This window comes from Nonomuraea sp. K271 (assembly GCF_009908215.1).
Taxonomy (GTDB): Bacteria; Actinomycetota; Actinomycetes; order Streptosporangiales; family Streptosporangiaceae; genus Nonomuraea; species Nonomuraea longispora.
This window is the reverse complement of record NZ_JAAAHR010000025.1, coordinates 1-16,421: the sequence shown is the minus strand read 5'-3', so window position 1 is coordinate 16,421 and position 16,421 is coordinate 1. Positions and strand designations below refer to the sequence as shown.

At 69.5% G+C, this 16,421-nt stretch carries 17 protein-coding genes; 2 read left to right on the top strand and 15 right to left on the bottom strand.

What is annotated here, in order from left to right; genetic code table 11:
* Positions 1-603 (bottom strand): dihydrofolate reductase family protein, encoded by a 603-nt coding sequence (locus GUY59_RS11700; protein WP_212746223.1) that lies wholly within the window; start codon positions 601-603, stop codon positions 1-3.
* Between the two features lie 41 nt (positions 604-644).
* Positions 645-1,202: a YceI family protein gene (locus tag GUY59_RS11695; protein WP_138202159.1), complete on the bottom strand. Its 558-nt coding sequence runs from the start codon at positions 1,200-1,202 to the stop codon at positions 645-647.
* 130 nt (positions 1,203-1,332) lie between these two features.
* Between GUY59_RS11695 and GUY59_RS50655 the strand changes: the two genes are divergently transcribed.
* On the top strand, positions 1,333-2,454 hold the full coding sequence (locus tag GUY59_RS50655; RefSeq protein WP_138202158.1) for a helix-turn-helix transcriptional regulator: 1,122 nt from the start codon (positions 1,333-1,335) through the stop codon (positions 2,452-2,454).
* Between the two features lie 83 nt (positions 2,455-2,537).
* Here the strand turns inward: GUY59_RS50655 and GUY59_RS11685 are convergent, their stop codons facing one another.
* Positions 2,538-3,845: an MFS transporter gene (locus tag GUY59_RS11685; protein WP_138202157.1), complete on the bottom strand. Its 1,308-nt coding sequence runs from the start codon at positions 3,843-3,845 to the stop codon at positions 2,538-2,540.
* Positions 3,846-4,117: 272 nt separating this feature from the next.
* Here GUY59_RS11685 and GUY59_RS11680 point away from each other — a divergent pair, with 272 nt between their 5' ends.
* Positions 4,118-4,585 (top strand): hypothetical protein, encoded by a 468-nt coding sequence (locus GUY59_RS11680; RefSeq protein ID WP_138202156.1) that lies wholly within the window; start codon positions 4,118-4,120, stop codon positions 4,583-4,585.
* Positions 4,586-4,587: 2 nt separating this feature from the next.
* Here the strand turns inward: GUY59_RS11680 and GUY59_RS48525 are convergent, their stop codons facing one another.
* The 12 genes from GUY59_RS48525 to GUY59_RS11620 all read right to left on the bottom strand — a co-directional run.
* Positions 4,588-5,784, bottom strand: a complete 1,197-nt coding sequence (locus tag GUY59_RS48525; protein WP_138202155.1) for an FAD-dependent monooxygenase — start codon at positions 5,782-5,784, stop codon at positions 4,588-4,590.
* The gene (locus tag GUY59_RS48520; protein ID WP_138202154.1) at positions 5,772-6,359 is read right to left on the bottom strand and encodes a TetR/AcrR family transcriptional regulator; all 588 of its coding nucleotides are present in this window, start codon (positions 6,357-6,359) and stop codon (positions 5,772-5,774) included. The genes GUY59_RS48525 and GUY59_RS48520 overlap by 13 nt, the downstream gene beginning before the upstream one ends.
* A gap of 222 nt (positions 6,360-6,581) precedes the next feature.
* A complete protein-coding gene (locus GUY59_RS11665; protein WP_138202153.1) occupies positions 6,582-7,301 on the bottom strand; it encodes a GntR family transcriptional regulator in 720 nt (239 codons plus the stop codon).
* Positions 7,302-7,342: 41 nt separating this feature from the next.
* Positions 7,343-8,542 carry a dipeptidase gene (locus GUY59_RS11660; protein WP_138202152.1) on the bottom strand — a complete coding sequence of 400 codons (1,200 nt, stop codon included), beginning with the start codon at positions 8,540-8,542 and terminating at the stop codon, positions 7,343-7,345.
* 30 nt (positions 8,543-8,572) lie between these two features.
* Positions 8,573-9,583 carry an ABC transporter ATP-binding protein gene (locus GUY59_RS11655; protein ID WP_132334645.1) on the bottom strand — a complete coding sequence of 337 codons (1,011 nt, stop codon included), beginning with the start codon at positions 9,581-9,583 and terminating at the stop codon, positions 8,573-8,575.
* Positions 9,570-10,565: an ABC transporter ATP-binding protein gene (locus GUY59_RS11650; RefSeq protein ID WP_138202151.1), complete on the bottom strand. Its 996-nt coding sequence runs from the start codon at positions 10,563-10,565 to the stop codon at positions 9,570-9,572. Before GUY59_RS11650 ends, GUY59_RS11655 begins: the two co-directional genes overlap by 14 nt.
* Complete coding sequence (locus tag GUY59_RS11645) at positions 10,562-11,407, bottom strand: alpha/beta fold hydrolase (RefSeq protein WP_252375021.1); 846 nt, start codon at positions 11,405-11,407, stop codon at positions 10,562-10,564. The genes GUY59_RS11650 and GUY59_RS11645 overlap by 4 nt, the downstream gene beginning before the upstream one ends.
* A complete protein-coding gene (locus GUY59_RS11640; RefSeq protein WP_138202150.1) occupies positions 11,404-12,579 on the bottom strand; it encodes a M24 family metallopeptidase in 1,176 nt (391 codons plus the stop codon). Before GUY59_RS11640 ends, GUY59_RS11645 begins: the two co-directional genes overlap by 4 nt.
* 3 nt (positions 12,580-12,582) lie before the next feature.
* A complete protein-coding gene (locus tag GUY59_RS11635; protein ID WP_138202149.1) occupies positions 12,583-13,458 on the bottom strand; it encodes an ABC transporter permease in 876 nt (291 codons plus the stop codon).
* Positions 13,455-14,408 carry an ABC transporter permease gene (locus GUY59_RS11630; RefSeq protein ID WP_138202148.1) on the bottom strand — a complete coding sequence of 318 codons (954 nt, stop codon included), beginning with the start codon at positions 14,406-14,408 and terminating at the stop codon, positions 13,455-13,457. The genes GUY59_RS11635 and GUY59_RS11630 overlap by 4 nt, the downstream gene beginning before the upstream one ends.
* Before the next feature lie 21 nt (positions 14,409-14,429).
* A complete protein-coding gene (locus tag GUY59_RS11625; RefSeq protein WP_252375020.1) occupies positions 14,430-16,049 on the bottom strand; it encodes an ABC transporter substrate-binding protein in 1,620 nt (539 codons plus the stop codon).
* The coding region (locus GUY59_RS11620; protein WP_201760759.1) for a membrane dipeptidase at positions 16,046-16,421 on the bottom strand (376 nt) is incomplete at its 5' end. The genes GUY59_RS11620 and GUY59_RS11625, both read right to left, overlap by 4 nt.

Sequence of the window (16,421 nt, the reverse complement as noted above, 5' to 3'; positions counted from 1 at the left end):
TCAGCCCTCCGCCCTCACGCGGTAGCGCAGGTGCGTCACGCCCGGCCCGTCCGTGGCACTGAGCAGTTCGAGCTCGATGTGCCCGGGCGGCATGTCCTCGAAGAGTGGTTCACCCTGTCCGATCAGAACCGGGACCAGGTGAATCCGCAGTTCGTCGAGGACGCCGGCGGCGAGTGCCAGCCGAGCGGTACGGGCTCCGTGGACCAGGACGTCCTTGTCGCCGGCCACGTCCCTGGCCATGTTCATCGCGGCCGTTACGTCGCTCACATAGGTGACCCCGGGCCATTGCAGCTCGGAATCGGGCTTTCGGCGGCTCAGGACGAAGATCGGCACGCCATCGTGGTGGTCGCCGCCCCAGCCGTCGGCGAGCTCGAACGTCCGCCGGCCGACGACGACCGCCCCGGTGGCCATGGCCTCGTCCATGACCTCACGGTTCGCGCCCGCCAGGCGGTCGAGGTCTCTCCTGTCATCGGCGTCGGCATCCGGCAGGAACCACTCATGCAGCCGATGCCCTTTGTCGCCGAGCCCGTTGCCCGGCGCCGCGTTCGGCCCGGCGATGAACCCGTCCACCGACATCGACATGTACAGCACGGTCTTACTCACGTTTCCGGACCTTTCAGTACGTCCAACGGGTGCCATGAGAGTCACCGCGGATCCGATTCGGTGGTCGTGAACTCGATCTCGATGGCGATCTCGATGGTGTCGGCGACCACGGCGTTCCCGGCGCCGAAGCCGAGCTGGATGTCGACGCCGAACGCGGCACGGCTGATGGTGGTCCTAGCCGAGAACCCGGTCCGCTGCGCGCCGGACGGGTCGTCGACGACGCCGAGGTACTCGGCCTCCATCTCAACGGTCCTGGTGACACCGTGCAGGGTCAGCTCGCCCACCAGGATGAAGGTCTCGCCGTCGAAGCCGCGGACCTCGGTCGAGGCGAACTCGATCTGCCTGTACTTCTCCACGTCCAGGAAATCGGCCGACCGGATGTGCTGGTCGCGCTGTTCGTTACCGGTGCGCACCGAGGCGGGGTCGATGAGGGCGGTCACCCGGCCGCCGCCCTCGCCGACGCTCAAGGCCGCAGAGGCGAGCGCGAAAGTCCCCCGGACCTTGCCGACGCCCATGTGACGGACCTTGAACGAGATGTCGGAATGAACGGGATCGCCGACCCAGGTGCCGGCGGCGAGGGTCCGATCGACGGTGATCATGGAGTGCTCCCTTGGTGCGGCCCGGCCTGCCCGGGCGATTACTGATATGCGCCCAGCATGCGAGATCGTCCAGCCGGGCTGAATCCCAGATTTCTGGGATGATGCCGCCGATCGTCATAAGATCCCGATCGTGGTCAACGCGATGGCGGCGCATGCACGCGTCCGCGAAGAAATCGTCAGGCTGGTTCACCGAGGGTTGTCCGTGCCTGAGTTCTCGCGGGCCGTCGGCGATGCCTTGCGCCGGGCCGTGCCCGCCGAAGGCACCTGCCTCATGACGACCGACCCGGCGACCATGCTCCCGACAGCCGAGTTCGTGGAGAACGGCCTGCCCGCGGCAGAGCTGCTCCGGCTCGTGGAGATCGAGGTGCGTGAGCCGGACTTCAACACGTGGGTACAGCTCGCCCATGCCGGCCGCCCGGCCGGCAGCCTGAGCGAAGCCACCGCCGGAGACCTCGACCGTAGCCTGCGCCAGCGGGAGATTCGCAGCCCTGGGGGATTCTCCGACGAGTTGCGGGTGGTGCTCGCCGGCAGCACGGGGACATGGGGGCAGCTGACCGTGTTCAGAGAGGCGAAGCGCCCGTACTTCTCCCCGGCCGAGGTGGAATTCGTATCGTCGATCGCCCGCCTGATCACTGATGGACTACGGCGCGGCCTGTTGCTCGGTGGCGCACAGGCCGGTGACGACGACGCCGGTCTGCTGATCCTCGACGCCGATGACGGCGTGCGTATGTCCGACAAGGCAGCGGATCGTTGGCTGGACGAGCTGGGCACCGGTGACAGAGCGGGCGCTCGGCTGCCTCTGGTGATCTCCGCCGTCGCCCGCCAGGCCCGTTCCCTCTGCGGCACGGCCCCGAGTGGGGCACCTGCGCCGACCGATCTCCGGCCGGCCAGAGCCCGAGCGCGCACCCGGGCCGGTCAGTGGCTGATAGCCCGAGGCTCGCTGCTGAACAACGGTCCGGAACCACAGGTCGCGGTGATGCTGGAGGTCGCTCGCCCCGCCGAGATGGCACCCCTGATGGTCGCTGCCTACGGGTTCACCGACAGCGAGCGCCGGGTCACCGAACTGGTGGCCAAGGGCTTGTCCACCAAGCAGATCGCCGGCCGGCTGCACGTGTCGTCGTACACCGTGCAGGACCACCTGAAGTCGATTTTCGCCAAGTCGGGCACCGGTTCACGCGGCGACCTGATCGCCCGGCTCTTCCTCGATCACCATGCCGCCTCCTTGACGTCGGGAGTCGCGGCCCACATGTGAAGGCCTCCGAAGGAGGCATGTGCGCGCCGTGCCACGATCCCGGTGCGGTGCCCTGCGCCGCCCGGCCGGGGTCGAGAAGGTGCTCATTCCGTCACCGTCCCAGCACCCGCGCGGAGCGAAGAAGCGTGTGCGTGCACCCACCAGGCGAGCGGAAGTGCGATCAGCACCACCGCCTGGATCCCGAGCAACGCCGCAACGATGCCCCAGCGGTCTGCCACCACGCCGGCTCCCAGGGCGACGAGCGCGTAGAGCGCGCTGCCGAGCAGCGACGCCAGCGAACCCATGGTCGCGCGTTCCCGGTCGGTGAACTCGCGCTGCAGCAACGTCTGCTGGGCAGTTGTCGACATGCCGTAGGCCGGTGACCCGAGCAGCACGGGCGAGAACGCCGTCGGCTTGACCAGCGCCACGAAGTTCGCCACGTTGTCGAACAGCTCACCGAACAGCAAAGTGCGGGCCGCGCCCACCCGGCCGATCACCCAACCACTGACGCGGAAGCCGACGAAGGCCACGCCATGGCCGAAGGTGCGCCACAGGCCCAGCGCCCACAGTGGCCACAGCCCTGCCACGAAAACAGGCGACAACTGGGCCGCGCTTTCGCTGCTGTAGCGAAGCGCCGACACCAGAGTCATCCGGCGGAGCACCGGATTACGGCGGATGCCGCGCAGGGCCGATCCGAGATGCCGCAGCACGTTCGATTCCAGCGGGGCGTGCACCCGCGGTTCCCGGACCCGCAAGGCGACGAGCACGCACAGCACCTGCGGCACGACCGACAGCATGACCACCGCGCGCAGCGACCACGCGCCGGCGACCACGCCACCTATGGCTGCCGCCAGAGCGAGCGCGATCTGGAACATCGAGTTCACCCGGCCCGAGTGCCGGGGGAACTCCTCCTCCCGGCCGGCTTCGAGCAACGTGTCGTAGAGCAGAGACTCGTTGTTGCCGCTCCACAATGAGGTCGCCAGTCCCTCCAGCACAACAGCTGCCAGGAGGAGGCCGTAGCCCGAAGCACCGGCGTACCCGAGATGGGCGGCCACCATGACGACGGCACCGGCGATCATCGTGCCGCGTCGGCCGAGGCGGTCGGAGAACACCCCGGTAGGTACTTCGAACGCTGCCGAAGACAGCATCTTCACCGCCAGGAGGCTGGCGGCAGCGGCGTACGAGCCGGTGACTTGCGCGAAGTAGATGACCATGATCGGCCCGTACATGCGGAAGTCGCCGAAGAAGTTGAACCAGCTCAGCAGGCGGACATTGCGGTTGACGGTCTGATCGGCGGAGCTCGGAGCAGGCGGAGCCGGCCTCGACCGTCGGGATTTCCTGCCGAACGGAGCAGCGATCAGATGTGCGACCAGGACACGTGCACGGAGCAGTGAAGCACGACGAGCGGACACAGCAGAACTCCCGGAGAAGGCGAACGGAGACGCCAAACAGCGCCAAGGGCCGGTGACACGTGTCACCTCGCCCCGGCGACCGGGATGTGTGCTGCCTTCGCTGCTACAGGCGCGGCGTTACAAGCCTGCGACCGCGGTCGCCAAGGGGCGAACGGGAGCTCCGGTCGTAGCCATCAGTGCCTTTCGATTCCCCAGGCGGACGGGATTCCGCAACAGCTGCGACTCTAGCGACCGAAGGACCTACATGTCCGCTGAAATCAGACCGCGGGCGGGTGGCGCCGCTGCCGACCACCCCGACCGGTCGATGGGCGTGGCTGGGCTCGTCACTCCTGGCCACCGGGTCCGCCGCCGTCGCGCTGCTGATGGTGTCCGGCCTGTCCATGGCTGCCGGCACGGCTCTGGCGCTCGGCGACGTCGCCCGTGCGGGAGCGGCGGTCGCCGCCGTGATCGCCCGCACTCCGGAGATCCTCTTCCTCCTGGGCATCGCCGCCACACTGTTCGGGCTCGCGCCCAGGGCCGTCGCCCTGGCCTGGGCCGTGCTCGCGCTCGGCGCGATGATGCGCTTCTGGGGCGCGGACCTGCCGGACTGGGTACGGGGGTTGTCCCCGTTCGACCACATTCCCCGGATGCCGGTCGAGGACTTCCGACTCACCCCGCTGGTGGTGCTCACCGCGCTCGCGGGGGGCCTGCTTCTCATCGGCCGGTACGGCTTCCGCAGTCGCGATCTGCGTGGCGTATGAGCCTACGCGACCGCCGGTTCGGTGGTGCCGGATGCCTGGCGCATGACGTCGGCGAGCTTGGTGTCCTTGCCTGCGAGGACGGAGCTCAGGTAGCCGGTGACGAAGGGCACTCGGGTCAGGCTGAGCATGATGCGCCGGATTCGCAGGTCGGTCGGCGAGGAGGGCAGGAACCAGCGGGCCATCGATCGGGCGTTGCGTTGTTTGTCCTCGACCACGGGCCGCCACAGGTGCTCGAACTCGGCGGTGGCCCGTTCGATCGCCGGCGCGTGCGCGAGCCGGTCGGCGAGCAGGAAGGCACCGGCGATGCCGAGCGACGCGCCCTGCCCGGCGATCAGCGACACCGCGCAGGCGGCGTCTCCGAGCAGGACGACCCGGCCGGTGCTCCACTCCGGGAGCTCGATCTGCGCGACCTGGTCGTAGTAGATCTCCTCGGGTGGCGGGCACTGCTCCAGCGCGCGCGGCGTCACCCAGCCCAGACCGGTGTAGGCTCGCTGGATCGCCCCTCGGAGATCGTCCGGAATCGTGGGGTCGGCGCTGCGGTGCACCGCGAACGCGGCGACCCGGCCGTCGCGCAGCGCGTACAAGCCCATCTGCCGGTCGATGGAGTCGGTGAGGCAGAACGCGTCCTCGGTGGCGGCGTGCACGTCCGGCGCGTCGAAGGTGAACGCCGCCGTGTGCAGGCCCAGGTAGCGCAGGTAGCGGTCTTCCGGCCCGAACACCAGCCGGCGGACGGTCGAATGGATCCCGTCCGCGCCCACGAGCAGATCGGCGTCCAGGACGGTGCCGTCCTCCAGCGTCACCGTCACGCCGTCGGGGCGGTCGGCCACCTCGGTCAGCGCGGTGTCGTAGCGCAGCTCGACCTCGGCAGGAAGGTTTTCGGCCAGCACGGCCTCGATGTCGGGACGCAGGAGGTTGAGCAGCCGGCCGCGCGCGAAGCTCTTGGTCCGGATGGTGGCGCGGCGGCGACCGTTCCGGTCGACCAGGCGCCCTTCGTCATAGTGGTAGGCGGCTCGTTCGAACGGGGGCAGCAGCCCCATGGCCTCGACCGCCTCCAGCCCGGGGCCGAAGAAGTCGATCATGTATCCCTGGGGGCGTGGTCCGGGGGCCCGCTCGACCACCACGACCTCGCCGCCCAGGGCGGCGAGCCGATGGGCCAGGGCCAGGCCGCTGATGCCGGCGCCGCAGATCACTGTTCGCACTGTCGTTCCTCCTCGGGGGCCGTGGAAAGGAGCCTGCGCAGCACCGCCGAGGGATCGCTCGCCTGCAGGCCCAGGCCGCGGTGCAGCAGCAGGCCGTCCACGCAGGCCGCCAGCACGGCGGCGGTCTCCAACGGGGCGGGCACCCCGTGCCGCTCCAGCCACCCGCCGAACCGCTGCCGGAACTCGGCGACCAGCTCGGCGATCCGCTCGCGCAGGGCGTCGTCGCGGGTGCTCGCCAGGTATGCCTCGACGAACAGCAGCGAGGCGGCGTCGGCGCCGGTGTACTGCTCGACCGACGCGGCCATCGTCTCGATCGCGTCGCCGGGCGAGCGGGTGGTTTCCAGCAGCTCGTTCAGCCCGGCCAGCATTTTCCTCATCTCGCCGGTCGCGGCCTCGTTCAGCAGGCTCGGCAGCGAGGGGAAGTGGTAGTGCACCACGCTCGGCGTCACCCCGGCGCGCTCGGCGAGTATCCGGGTGCTCACCGCCGTCCAGCCGCGTTCGGGGATGAGCTCCGCCGCTGCATGAAGCAGTCGTTCCCGCACCGCGCGCCCGCGCTCGGCCGCTGGGGAGACCATGGCTCCCTCTCCTCTCCAGGGCACTCGTCCTGTACGACTGCCCTAGTTGCATGCTCGCGCGTGGCCATGCCCAAGTCAAATCGGATGAAGTCCGGCGGCGCACCTTCGCCCGCTTCACCAGGAACACCGGGAACACCAGGAACGCCAGGCGTGACATGCCGGCCGGCCGCCGGAGACCGCCGATCAGGACCGTTCAGCCGTCTCCGGGAGGCCCGCAGCCCGTCAGCGTATGATCCGGATGCGCATGACGTCCGTGCGGTTGAGGGTGATGCCGTACGCGATGGGCTCCTCTCCCCGGCCGTACACCGTCTGCAACGACCGCACCAGCGGAAAGCCCACCGGCACCCGCAGGGACTCCGCCCCCCGGTCCGCGGCGAGCACGGCCTCCAGGTCGGTGACCGCGTTGCCGGCCGGATGGCCCGCCCGCTCCAGATAGGTGAACAGGTCCGTGTCGACCTCCAGCATGGGATGCGGGTCGATCGCGTCGCCGCCGATCTGCGACGGCAGGTAGTCCTGCAAGTACGCGGCGGCGGTCCCGTCGACGCTGAAGGTCCGGGTCACCAGCCACACCGGCTCGCGCGTCGGCAGTCCCAGTGCCTCGGCCACCGGCCGCGGGCACGGGGTCGTCTGGCACGACGACGAGATCAGCTCCACCGTGTGGCCCGCCATCTGGATCCGGTCACGGAAACCGGCGATCTTCGCCATGCTGAGCTGGGCCATGTCCGGCTTGCTGGACACGAACGTCCCGACCCCCCAGCGCCGGATGATCGCCCCCTCGATGGCCAGGACGCCCAGCGCCTCTCTGACCGTGCCCCGGCTCACGTCGAGCAGGTCGGCGAGATCCTGCTCGGTGGGCAGCCGGTCGCCCGGCTCGAACTTCGCCTCCAGCAGCGCCCGCAAGCCCGCCAGCGCGGCCTGCACTGCGGTGTCACGCCGACCCATACCGGGCTCCCCTCCCGGCCACGCGGCCGTGGAACGCCGTTCTACCAGACATGTTCGAGGACTCTGAGCGTATTCCCGCCGATGACCTTGCCGATCTCGTCGTCGCTGTAGTCGTGCTTGACGAGCCAGCCGACGATGTTGGTGAAGCACTCCGCCGGGTTCTCCAGGCCGTCGACGTACGGCACGCGGGGGTGGTCGGGGGCGCCGCTGCGATCGTGACCGTAGTTGCCCGAATAGGTCATGTGCACTCCCACATGATCGCCGAACATCGTGTCGGGCCCAAAAGTGACGTGGTCGATTCCGACGAGGTCCACGCAGTAGGTGAAGTGGTCCATGACGGATTCCAGCGAGTGCTTGGGGTGCTGGCCGGAGAGGGTGGTGTGGGGGGCGGCCTCGAGGCCGATGACGCCGCCGCGTTCGGCGCAGGCGCGGATGACGTCGTCGGGTTTCATGCGGTTGGTGGGCCAGACGGCGCGGGCTCCGGCGTGGGTGATGAAGACGGGCACGTTGGAGTGCTCGATGACGTCGAGGCAGGTGCGGTCGCCGGAGTGGGAGATGTCGATGGCCATGCCGAGTTTGTTCATGCGGGTCACGGCCCGGCGGCCGAAATGGGTCAGGCCGCCGTCCGAGCTCTCCGACAGGCCACCGCCCAACTGGTTCGCCTGGGAGTAGGCGACGCCCATCTGCCGCACGCCGAAGCCGTACAGGATGTCCAGCCGGTCCAGCTCGTTCTCAATCATGGTGGACGATTCCAGGCCCGCCACCAGCGCGACCCGGCCGTCACGCTTGGCGGCCCGGATGTCGGCCACGGTCGTGGCGTGCGTGAGGAAGTCCTGCTTGGCCAGGTCGGCGAGGCGGAAGCCGAGGGCGTAGATCATGTCGCTCCACTTCCAGCCGTTCTCGCTGGTGACGCAGGACGCCCCGGCCATGAAGTTGTCGAAGACGGCGGTCAGGCCCGAGCGGGCCAGCCCTTCGTACGCGGTGCGCTGCCGGCCCGTCCTGTTGTACGCGCGGATCTCGCCGGTGTCTTCCGGCAACACCACCGCGTGCTCGTGCAGCGAGATCGCGACGTGCTCGGCCAGGATCCGGCCGACCCGCTCCTCCTGCTCGGCCGACAGGCCGCCGTCGTAGGCGGGGACCCGGCCGATCTGCTCGGCGAGCTTGAAGGCGGCGTAGTCCACGCCCGGCTCAAGGTAGCCGTAGGCCGTGTAGCCCCGGTAGGAGGCGGACTCTGGCTGCATAAGGGTGATTCCTCCGGAAATATCGGGTTGCTAGGCGCCGAGACGCGCCAGCGAGTTGCGGTGGGGAAAGTGACAGGCGGCTTCGGTGGTGCCCGGCTCCGCTTCGAGCGTCGGTTCGGTACGCGCGCACACGTCCTCGGCCTTGGGGCACCGGGTACGGAATCGGCAGCCCGACGGAGGGTCCACCGGGCTCGGCGGGTCTCCGGCCAGCAGGGTGCGGGCGCGCTCGTCCCGGCCGACCGGGTCGGGGATCGGCACGGCTTCGAGCAGGGCCCGCGTATACGGGTGCCGCGGCCGCTCGTACACCTGCCGCCGCTCGCCCAGCTCCACGATCTTGCCCAGGTACATCACCGCCACCCGGTCGGAGATGTGCCGGACCACGGACAGGTCGTGCGCGATGAACACGTACGACAGGCCGAGCTCGCGCTGCAACCGCCGCAGCAGGTTGACCACCTGCGCCTGCACGGACACGTCCAGCGCGGAGACGGGCTCGTCGCAGACGACGACCTCGGGTTCGAGCGCGAGCGCGCGGGCGATCCCGATGCGCTGGCGTTGTCCGCCGGAGAACTGGAACGGGTACCGATCGAGGTGATCGGGGTCCAGCCCGACCAGCTCGACGAGCTCCTTGATCCGGGTGAGCCGTCGTTCGCGCGGCAGCACGTCCGGATGGATCTCGAACGGCTGCGCGAGCAGGTCGCGCAGCGTCTTCCTGGGGTTGAGCGAGGTGTAGGGGTCCTGGAGCACGATCTGGACGCTGCGCCGCATCTCGCGCAGCCCCCGCGCGGACGTCCGGTGCACGTCGGTGCCCCGGTAACGCACGCTGCCCGAGGTCGGCGCGTCGAGCCCGACGATCGTGCGGGCCAGCGTCGACTTGCCGCAGCCCGACTCGCCGACCACGCCCAGCGTCTCGCCGCGCCCGAGCGTGAACGACACACCGTCCACGGCTTGCACGGACGAGCGCCCGCGCCTCAGCAGCCCGCCCTTGATCGGGAAGTGCCGCACCAGGGAGTCCACCTCCAGGACGACCTCACGCTCGGCCATCGAACACCTCCTGACTCCGGTGGCACGCGCTGCCGCGGCCCGCCGCGATCAACTCGAACTCGGGTTGGTCGGACCGGCACCTGTCCACGGCCGCGTCGCAGCGTGGGTGGAAGGGGCAGCCGCCCGGGGCGTGCAGAGAGCTGGGCGGAGCGCCGGGGATGGCCCACAACTCGTCGTCCTGCCGGTCGGGCCGCGGCATCGAGCGCAGCAGTCCGCGCGTGTACGGATGCGCCGGCCGCTGGAAGAGCTCCTCCACGGTGCCGCGCTCGACGATGCGGCCCGAGTACATGACGGTGACGTCGTCTGCCACCTCCGCGACCACGCCGAGGTCGTGGGTGATGAGCACGAGCCCCATCCCGTTCTCGCGCCGCAGCTCGGTCAGCAGCTCCATGATCTGCGCCTGCACGGTGACGTCCAGGGCGGTGGTGGGCTCGTCGGCGATGAGCACGCGCGGATCGAGCGCCACCGCCAGCGCGATCATGATGCGCTGGCGCATGCCGCCGGAGAACTGGTGCGGATAGTCGTCCACCCGGCGGGCGGCGGCCGGGATGCGGACCCGTTCCATCAGCTCGATCGCCTGGGCCCTGGCGGCGGTGCGGGACAGCCCGCGCCGCACCCGCAGCAGCTCGCTGATCTGGTTGCCCACCGTGTAGACCGGGTTCAGCGCCGACAGCGCGTCCTGGAAGACCATGGCGATGCCCTCACCGTTGACCCGCATGCGGGTGCGCTCGGTCGAGGTCACCAGGTCGGCGCCCTCGAACATGATGCTGCCCGAGGTGACGCGGGCCGGTGGCGAGTCGAGCAGGCCCATGATCGTCAGAGCGGTCACGGACTTGCCAGAGCCGGACTCGCCGAGGATGGCCAGCGTGCGGCCGGCGTACACGTCGAGCGCGACGTCGCGGACGGCCCGCACGGGTCCTTCGCGGGTGGCGAACTCCACGCTGAGGGCGCGCACGCTGAGGGCGGCCTCGTCCGCGTTCATGACACGCCCGCCCTGACCAGGAAGTCCCTGACCACCCGCTGGAACTTCTCGGGCTCCTCCAACTGCGGCGAGTGGCCCGATTCCTCGAAGACGACAAGCTCGCTGTCCGGGACCAGGTCCGCGATCACCTGCGAGGCGGGTACAGGCGTGCGCCAGTCGTGCCGGCCGACGGTCACCAGCGCCGGACAGGCGATCTCCGGCAGCCGGGGCGTGAGGTCGTAGACGGGCAGGTTCTCGCCGAAGGCCGCATTGTGGGTGCGGTAGTGGTACGACGTCGCGGCGGCCCTCCGCTCGACCGCATCCGGATCGTACGTGTGGTCGTACAACGGGAGGATCGCCCGCCAATACTCCCTGAACTGCTCATTGCTGGTGAAATTACCCGTGCCGATGCGGTCGATGACCCATTCGGGGATCGTCACCCGGTCGGTGGTCCTCGCTCGCTCGACCGCGAGATGGTCGTAGTCGGTGTTGGCCGCCGTGTCCCGGAGCACGAGCGCGGCCACGTTCTCCGGATGGGCCAGGGCGTACTCCATCGCGATGAATCCGCCGTACGAGCCGCCGGCCATCACGATGCGGCCGAGGTCGAAGTGCCGGCGCACCGCCTCGACGTCGGCGACCCACTGGGCGTGGGTGAAAGGGCCGTCGTCGCCCGACTCGCCCGACCCGCGCGCGTCGAAGACGACGACGCGCATGGTGTCGGAGAAAGGGCCGAACGACCGGCGCGGCTCGGCACGGCTGCCGAGACCGGGGGCGCCGTGGTGCACGACCATCGCGGGCGCCCCCTCGGGCCCCATGACCTCCGCGACCAGGCGGGTTCCGTTGATCTCCACGGTCGTCTTCACGGCGCGATCACGTTCTCCTCAAGTGCGCGTGGATAGTGGGTGAGCCGTTCAGGCCCGTCCTCGGTGATCAGCACGGTGTCGGAGATGCGGTAGCCGCCGTGCCCCGGCACGTACACGCCGGGCTCGCTGGACAGCACCATCCCGGCGCCGATGACCGTGTCATCGCCGTCCTCGACCCAGGGCGGCTCGTGGTTCTGCACGCCGATGCCGTGGCCTTGGCGGTGGCGGAGGTACGCGCCGAGCCCGTGTCCTCTGATCACATCGAGGCATTCGCGGTTCACCTCCGCGCAGGAGCGCCCGGCGCGCAGGCCCGCCGTGCCCACCTCCTGGGCCTGCGCGGCGGCGGCGAAGTAGCGGCGCTGATCGGCGGAGGGCTCGCCGATGACGAACGTACGCTCGCTCTCGACGAACCGGCTGCCGACCGCGGCGCCGAGGGACAGAATGACCGTGTCGCCCGGCTCCAACCTGCGCCGGCTCGGCAGGCCGTGCGGGTGGGCCGAGTTGGGCCCCGCGTACACCAGGCCGCCGGCCAGCTTGGTGGTGTAGATGACGTGGTCGTAGCGCTGGTACATCGCGTCGGTGCCGTGACCGATGACGTGCCGTGCCAGATCGCCCTCACTGGGCAGCGGCCCGCCGGAGCGCAGCGCGTCCTCGATGAGAGCACGGCCGGCCGCCAGCATCTCGTCGCAGATCGCCGCCGCCTCGCGGTGCCGCTCCAGTTCCTCAGGGCGCTTGACGACACGCAGCCGCGACACCGCCGTGCTGGTCTCGAACGTGCTGCCGGGCAGGGCGGCCGTCAGCAGCGCGAGCGCGGCGAGCGTGAGGCCGCCGGAGACGCCGATCCTGGCGGCGGACCGCCCTGCGCCGGCGATCAGCCGGGCCAGCACTCGCTCGGCGGGGTCCACACCGGGGTACTCGGCGTAGGTGGCCAGGTCGGCCTCGATGCGCTGGAGACGGGCGTACTCGTCATCGAGCTGCGGCACCAGGCACACCGGCCGCCCCTCACGGGGGAACCAGAGGTAGACAGGCCGTTCTGTGACCGCGTAGAAGAAACCGGCGAGATAGGCGACGTCCGCGGGCGCGGTGGCGAGGAAGCCGTCCAGGCCGTCCTCGTCGAGCGCGCGCCGCAGTGAGGCGTGGACGCCGGCGTAGTGGGCGGGGGAGAGGCGCATGGATCACCGGTCCTTCAGCCGCGGGTCTCGGGAGTCGTTGAAGCGCACCCCGGCGACCGTCGCCGCGAGCACGAGCAGCAGGATGGCCAGGGACGGGAAGAGCGTCTGCCACCAGGCGGTGGACAACACGCCGCTGCGCTGGGCGTTGAGCATGATCCGTCCCCACGACCAGGAGTCGGGGTCACCGAGGCCGAGGAAGCTCAGCCCGGCCTCGGAGATCACCGCGCGGGCCGCGGTGAGCAGCACGCTCACGACGATCAGCGGCACCACGGCCGGCAGCACCTCCCGGGTGACGATCCGCCACCCGCCGGCGCCGAGCGCGCGGGCTCCGTCGATGTACGGCATCGCCACCACGACCATGCCGTTGGACCGGATGAGCCGGGTCACTTCCGGCCAGGAGAACAGCCCGATCACCACGGTCAGCGTCAGGATGCTGGGCCCCGCCACCGCGGTCACAATGATCATCAGCGGCAGCAGCGGGAGCGACAACATCAGGTCGGTCACCGTGGTGATCCAGGCGTCGGCGCGCCGTGAGTACGCGCCCAGCAGACCCAGCGCGGTGCCGATGAATATGGCCAGGCCCGAGGCCGCCGCCCCGACCGTGAGGCTGACGCGGGTGCCCCACACGACCTGCGCGAACACGTCCTGCCCCAGGTCGTCGGTGCCGAACCAATGTGCGGACGACGGGGCCTGGAGGATCTCACTGCCGAGCCCGCCCGGCCGGTCCACGAACAGCGGCCCGAACACGCCCGTCACCACGAACACCAGCAACACCGCCAGCGACAGCGCACCGGTGGGCTGGGCGACGAACCTGCGCAGGCCGGCCGTCCGGGACGGGGCCGTCACAGTCCGGGTGCTCTCCGGGATCGGCGCGCTCATGTGCGGATCCTCGGGTTGAGCAGCATGCCGACCACGTCGGTGATCAGATTCGCGACGACCACGGTGATCGCGAGCATGATGAACGCTCCCTGCAGCAGCGGGTAGTCGAGTTGGCCGACGGCCTCGAAGATCAGCCGGCCGACCCCCGGGTAGGCGAACACGGTCTCGGTGAGCACCGCGCCGCCGACCAGGGTGCCGAGCTGGAGGCCCATGAGCGTCAGCGCCGGGAGGATGGCGTTGCGCAGCGCGTGCTTCCACAACGTGCGCCGTGTCGACAGGCCCCGGCCCCGCGCGCTCTTGACATAGTCCTCGCCCAGCACCTCCAGCATGTTCGTGCGCAACGTCAGCGCGTACGGTCCGAGTTGCACGATCACGAGACTGATCAGCGGGAGCGCGAGGTGGTGGAACAGGCTCAGGTAAGCGGCCAGGCCGCGCGTGTCCGGGTCGATCGCGCCGCCGATCGGGAACCAGCCGAGCCAGGAGCCGGCCACCACCAGCAGCAGGATCGCGATGCTCGGCACGAACAGCGCGTGCCCGGTGATGCCGAACATCTGGACGATCCGGTCCAGCCGCCTGCCGCGGTGGGCCGCCGCGTACACGCCGAGGGGGATGCCGAGCAGGATCGTCAGCACGAACGCCGACCCGGCGAGCATCAGCGTCCACGGCACCCGCGCGACGATGATCTCGGTGACCGGCTGGAGCTGCCGGAACGAGGTGCCGAAGTTCCCCTGCACCAGCTCGGTCAGATACAGCCAGTACTGCGTGAGCATCGGCTTGTCCAGCCCGTACTGCACGCGCAGCGCCTGCTGCATCTCGGGGGTCATGTCCCCCTCGACGACCAGGAGAGTGGGATCTCCTGGCAGCAGCCGCAGCAGGAAGAACGTCACGGTGACGGCGATCCAGATCGTCAGGACCGCGCGTAGCGCCCGCCGGACGGTGAATTCGACCATGGTGAAGCCTCTGTCCGATCCTCAGGTGACCGGCTTGACCTGCGACAGCGAGAACCCGGTCACCATGCCGAGCAGGTCGCTGGGCGAGGGCTGGAAGCCGGTGAACTTGCTGCCGTCGTAGGCGAAGCGGATCTTCTCCACGTACAGCGGCGTGAGCAGCGCCTGGTCGTGCACGTAGGCGTCGATCTCTTTCACCCTCGTCACGAGTTGCTCGTGCTCGGTCGTCCCCGCTGCGGCGTCGATGAGGTCGTCGAGCTTGTCGTCCTTGACCAGGTTGTAGTTGATGCCGCCGGGGTTGCTCGACAGGTACGTGCTGCGGAGTTGGTCCATCGGGTTGTCGAAGACCGCCCACTGCGAGACGTCGATGTCGTAGTCGCCGCTCTTGGTCCTGCTCAGGAACGTGTTGCGCTCGACGCACGACGCGGTGAGCTCCACGCCGGCCTTCGCCGCGTCCTCGCGGACGACCTGCGCGACCCTGGTCAGGTTCGGGTTGCTCTGGTCGCAGACCATCTCCAGGTTCAGGCCGTCGAGCTTGCCGTCGCCGTTCTCGTCGGCGTATCCGGCCTCTTCGAGCAGCTTGCGCGCGCCCGCCGGGTCGAACGGGTACGGCTTGAGGCCGGTGTTGTCGTACTCGTCGAAGATCGGCGAGATCGGGCCCACCATGGGTTCCGCCTCGCCCTGGAGCACCGTCTTGATGATCGACTGGGTGTCCACGACCATCGACAGCGCCTGGCGCACCTCCTGCTTGGCCAGGTGCTTGTTGTTGACGTTGTAGGTGATGTGGGCGAAGCCCAGCGAGCCGACCTCCTGCAGCTTGATCTTCTGGTCGCCGCTGAAGGAGGCCACCGCCGAGGCGGGGACCGGCGTCCCCATGAGGTCGATGTCGCCGTTGCGCAGGGCCAGTTGCATGGTGTTGACGTCCGGGTAGACCCGGTACTCGACGGTCTCGACCGCCGCGCCGCCCTTGGGGGCGTAAGGGTACTGGTCATTGCGTTTCATCACGTAGCGCTGGCCGGGTGTGGCGCTCTGCAGGATGTACGCCCCCGCCCCGACCCACTCGGAGTCGTTGGCGAACTTCGACACGTCGCCCGCCTTCTCGAAGACGTGCTTGGGCACGATCGCCATCCAGAAACCGACGCCCTCGGCGAACGGCGCGTAGGGCCGTTCGAGGTCGAACGTCACGGTGGTGTCGTCGGGGGTGTCGATGCTCTCGACCAAGCCGAGCTTGGCCGCCACGTTTCCGAGCTCGTGCTTCATGATCATCTCGGCCGAGTATTTCACGTCGGCCGAGGTCACCGGCTTGCCGTCGCTCCAGACGAAGTCGTCGCGCAGGGTGAAGACGGCCTTGTTGCCGCCGTCCTGGTACTCGTACTTCTGCGCCAGCTCCGGCACCTTCCTGGCATTGCCGTCGATGCGCAGCAGATGCGGATACATCGCGTTCAGAATCCAGTTGTCGGTCTTGCTCAGCGACTGCAGCGGGTTGAAGTTCGCCACGTCGGTGGTGGTGCCGATGCGCAACGTCGTGGCGCCGCCGCCGGAGGCGCCCGGCTCGCCGTTGCCCTCGTTGAGGGCGCACGACGCGAGCACGACCGTGGCCACCAGTCCCACGACCGCCGCCGACCAGCGCTTGCCTCTGTTCACCAGACCTCCCGGAGTACGCGCAGGATGTTCCCGCCGATGACCTTGCCGATCTCGTCGTCGCCGTAGTCGTGCTTGACGAGCCAGCCGACGATGTTGGTGAAGTTCTCCGCCGGGTTCTCCATGCCTTCGACGTACGGCACCCGGGGGTGCTCGACGTGGCCGTGCGCGTTGGCGATGGACAGGTGGCCGGTGAAGGAGTCGTGCAGCCCGACGTGGTCGCCGAAGTTGGTGTCCGGTCCGAAGGCGACGTGGTCGATTCCGACGAGGTCCACGCAGTAGGTGAAGTGGTCCATGACGGATTCCAGCGAGTGCTTGGGGTGCTGGCCGGAGAGGGTGGTGTGGGGGGCGGCCTCGAGGCCGATGACGCCGCCG

Bases quoted from the DNA above. Each gene is read 5' to 3' on its own strand.
- GUY59_RS11695 (WP_138202159.1), bottom strand. From the start codon at position 1,202: ATGATCACCGTCGATCGGACCCTCGCCGCCGGCACCTGGGTCGGCGAT.
- GUY59_RS48520 (WP_138202154.1), bottom strand. From the start codon at position 6,359: ATGGTCTCCCCAGCGGCCGAGCGCGGGCGCGCGGTGCGGGAACGACTG.
- GUY59_RS11665 (WP_138202153.1), bottom strand. From the start codon at position 7,301: ATGGGTCGGCGTGACACCGCAGTGCAGGCCGCGCTGGCGGGCTTGCGG.
- GUY59_RS11660 (WP_138202152.1), bottom strand. From the start codon at position 8,542: ATGCAGCCAGAGTCCGCCTCCTACCGGGGCTACACGGCCTACGGCTAC.
- GUY59_RS11655 (WP_132334645.1), bottom strand. From the start codon at position 9,583: ATGGCCGAGCGTGAGGTCGTCCTGGAGGTGGACTCCCTGGTGCGGCAC.
- GUY59_RS11650 (WP_138202151.1), bottom strand. From the start codon at position 10,565: ATGAACGCGGACGAGGCCGCCCTCAGCGTGCGCGCCCTCAGCGTGGAG.
- GUY59_RS11640 (WP_138202150.1), bottom strand. From the start codon at position 12,579: ATGCGCCTCTCCCCCGCCCACTACGCCGGCGTCCACGCCTCACTGCGG.
- GUY59_RS11635 (WP_138202149.1), bottom strand. From the start codon at position 13,458: ATGAGCGCGCCGATCCCGGAGAGCACCCGGACTGTGACGGCCCCGTCC.
- GUY59_RS11630 (WP_138202148.1), bottom strand. From the start codon at position 14,408: ATGGTCGAATTCACCGTCCGGCGGGCGCTACGCGCGGTCCTGACGATC.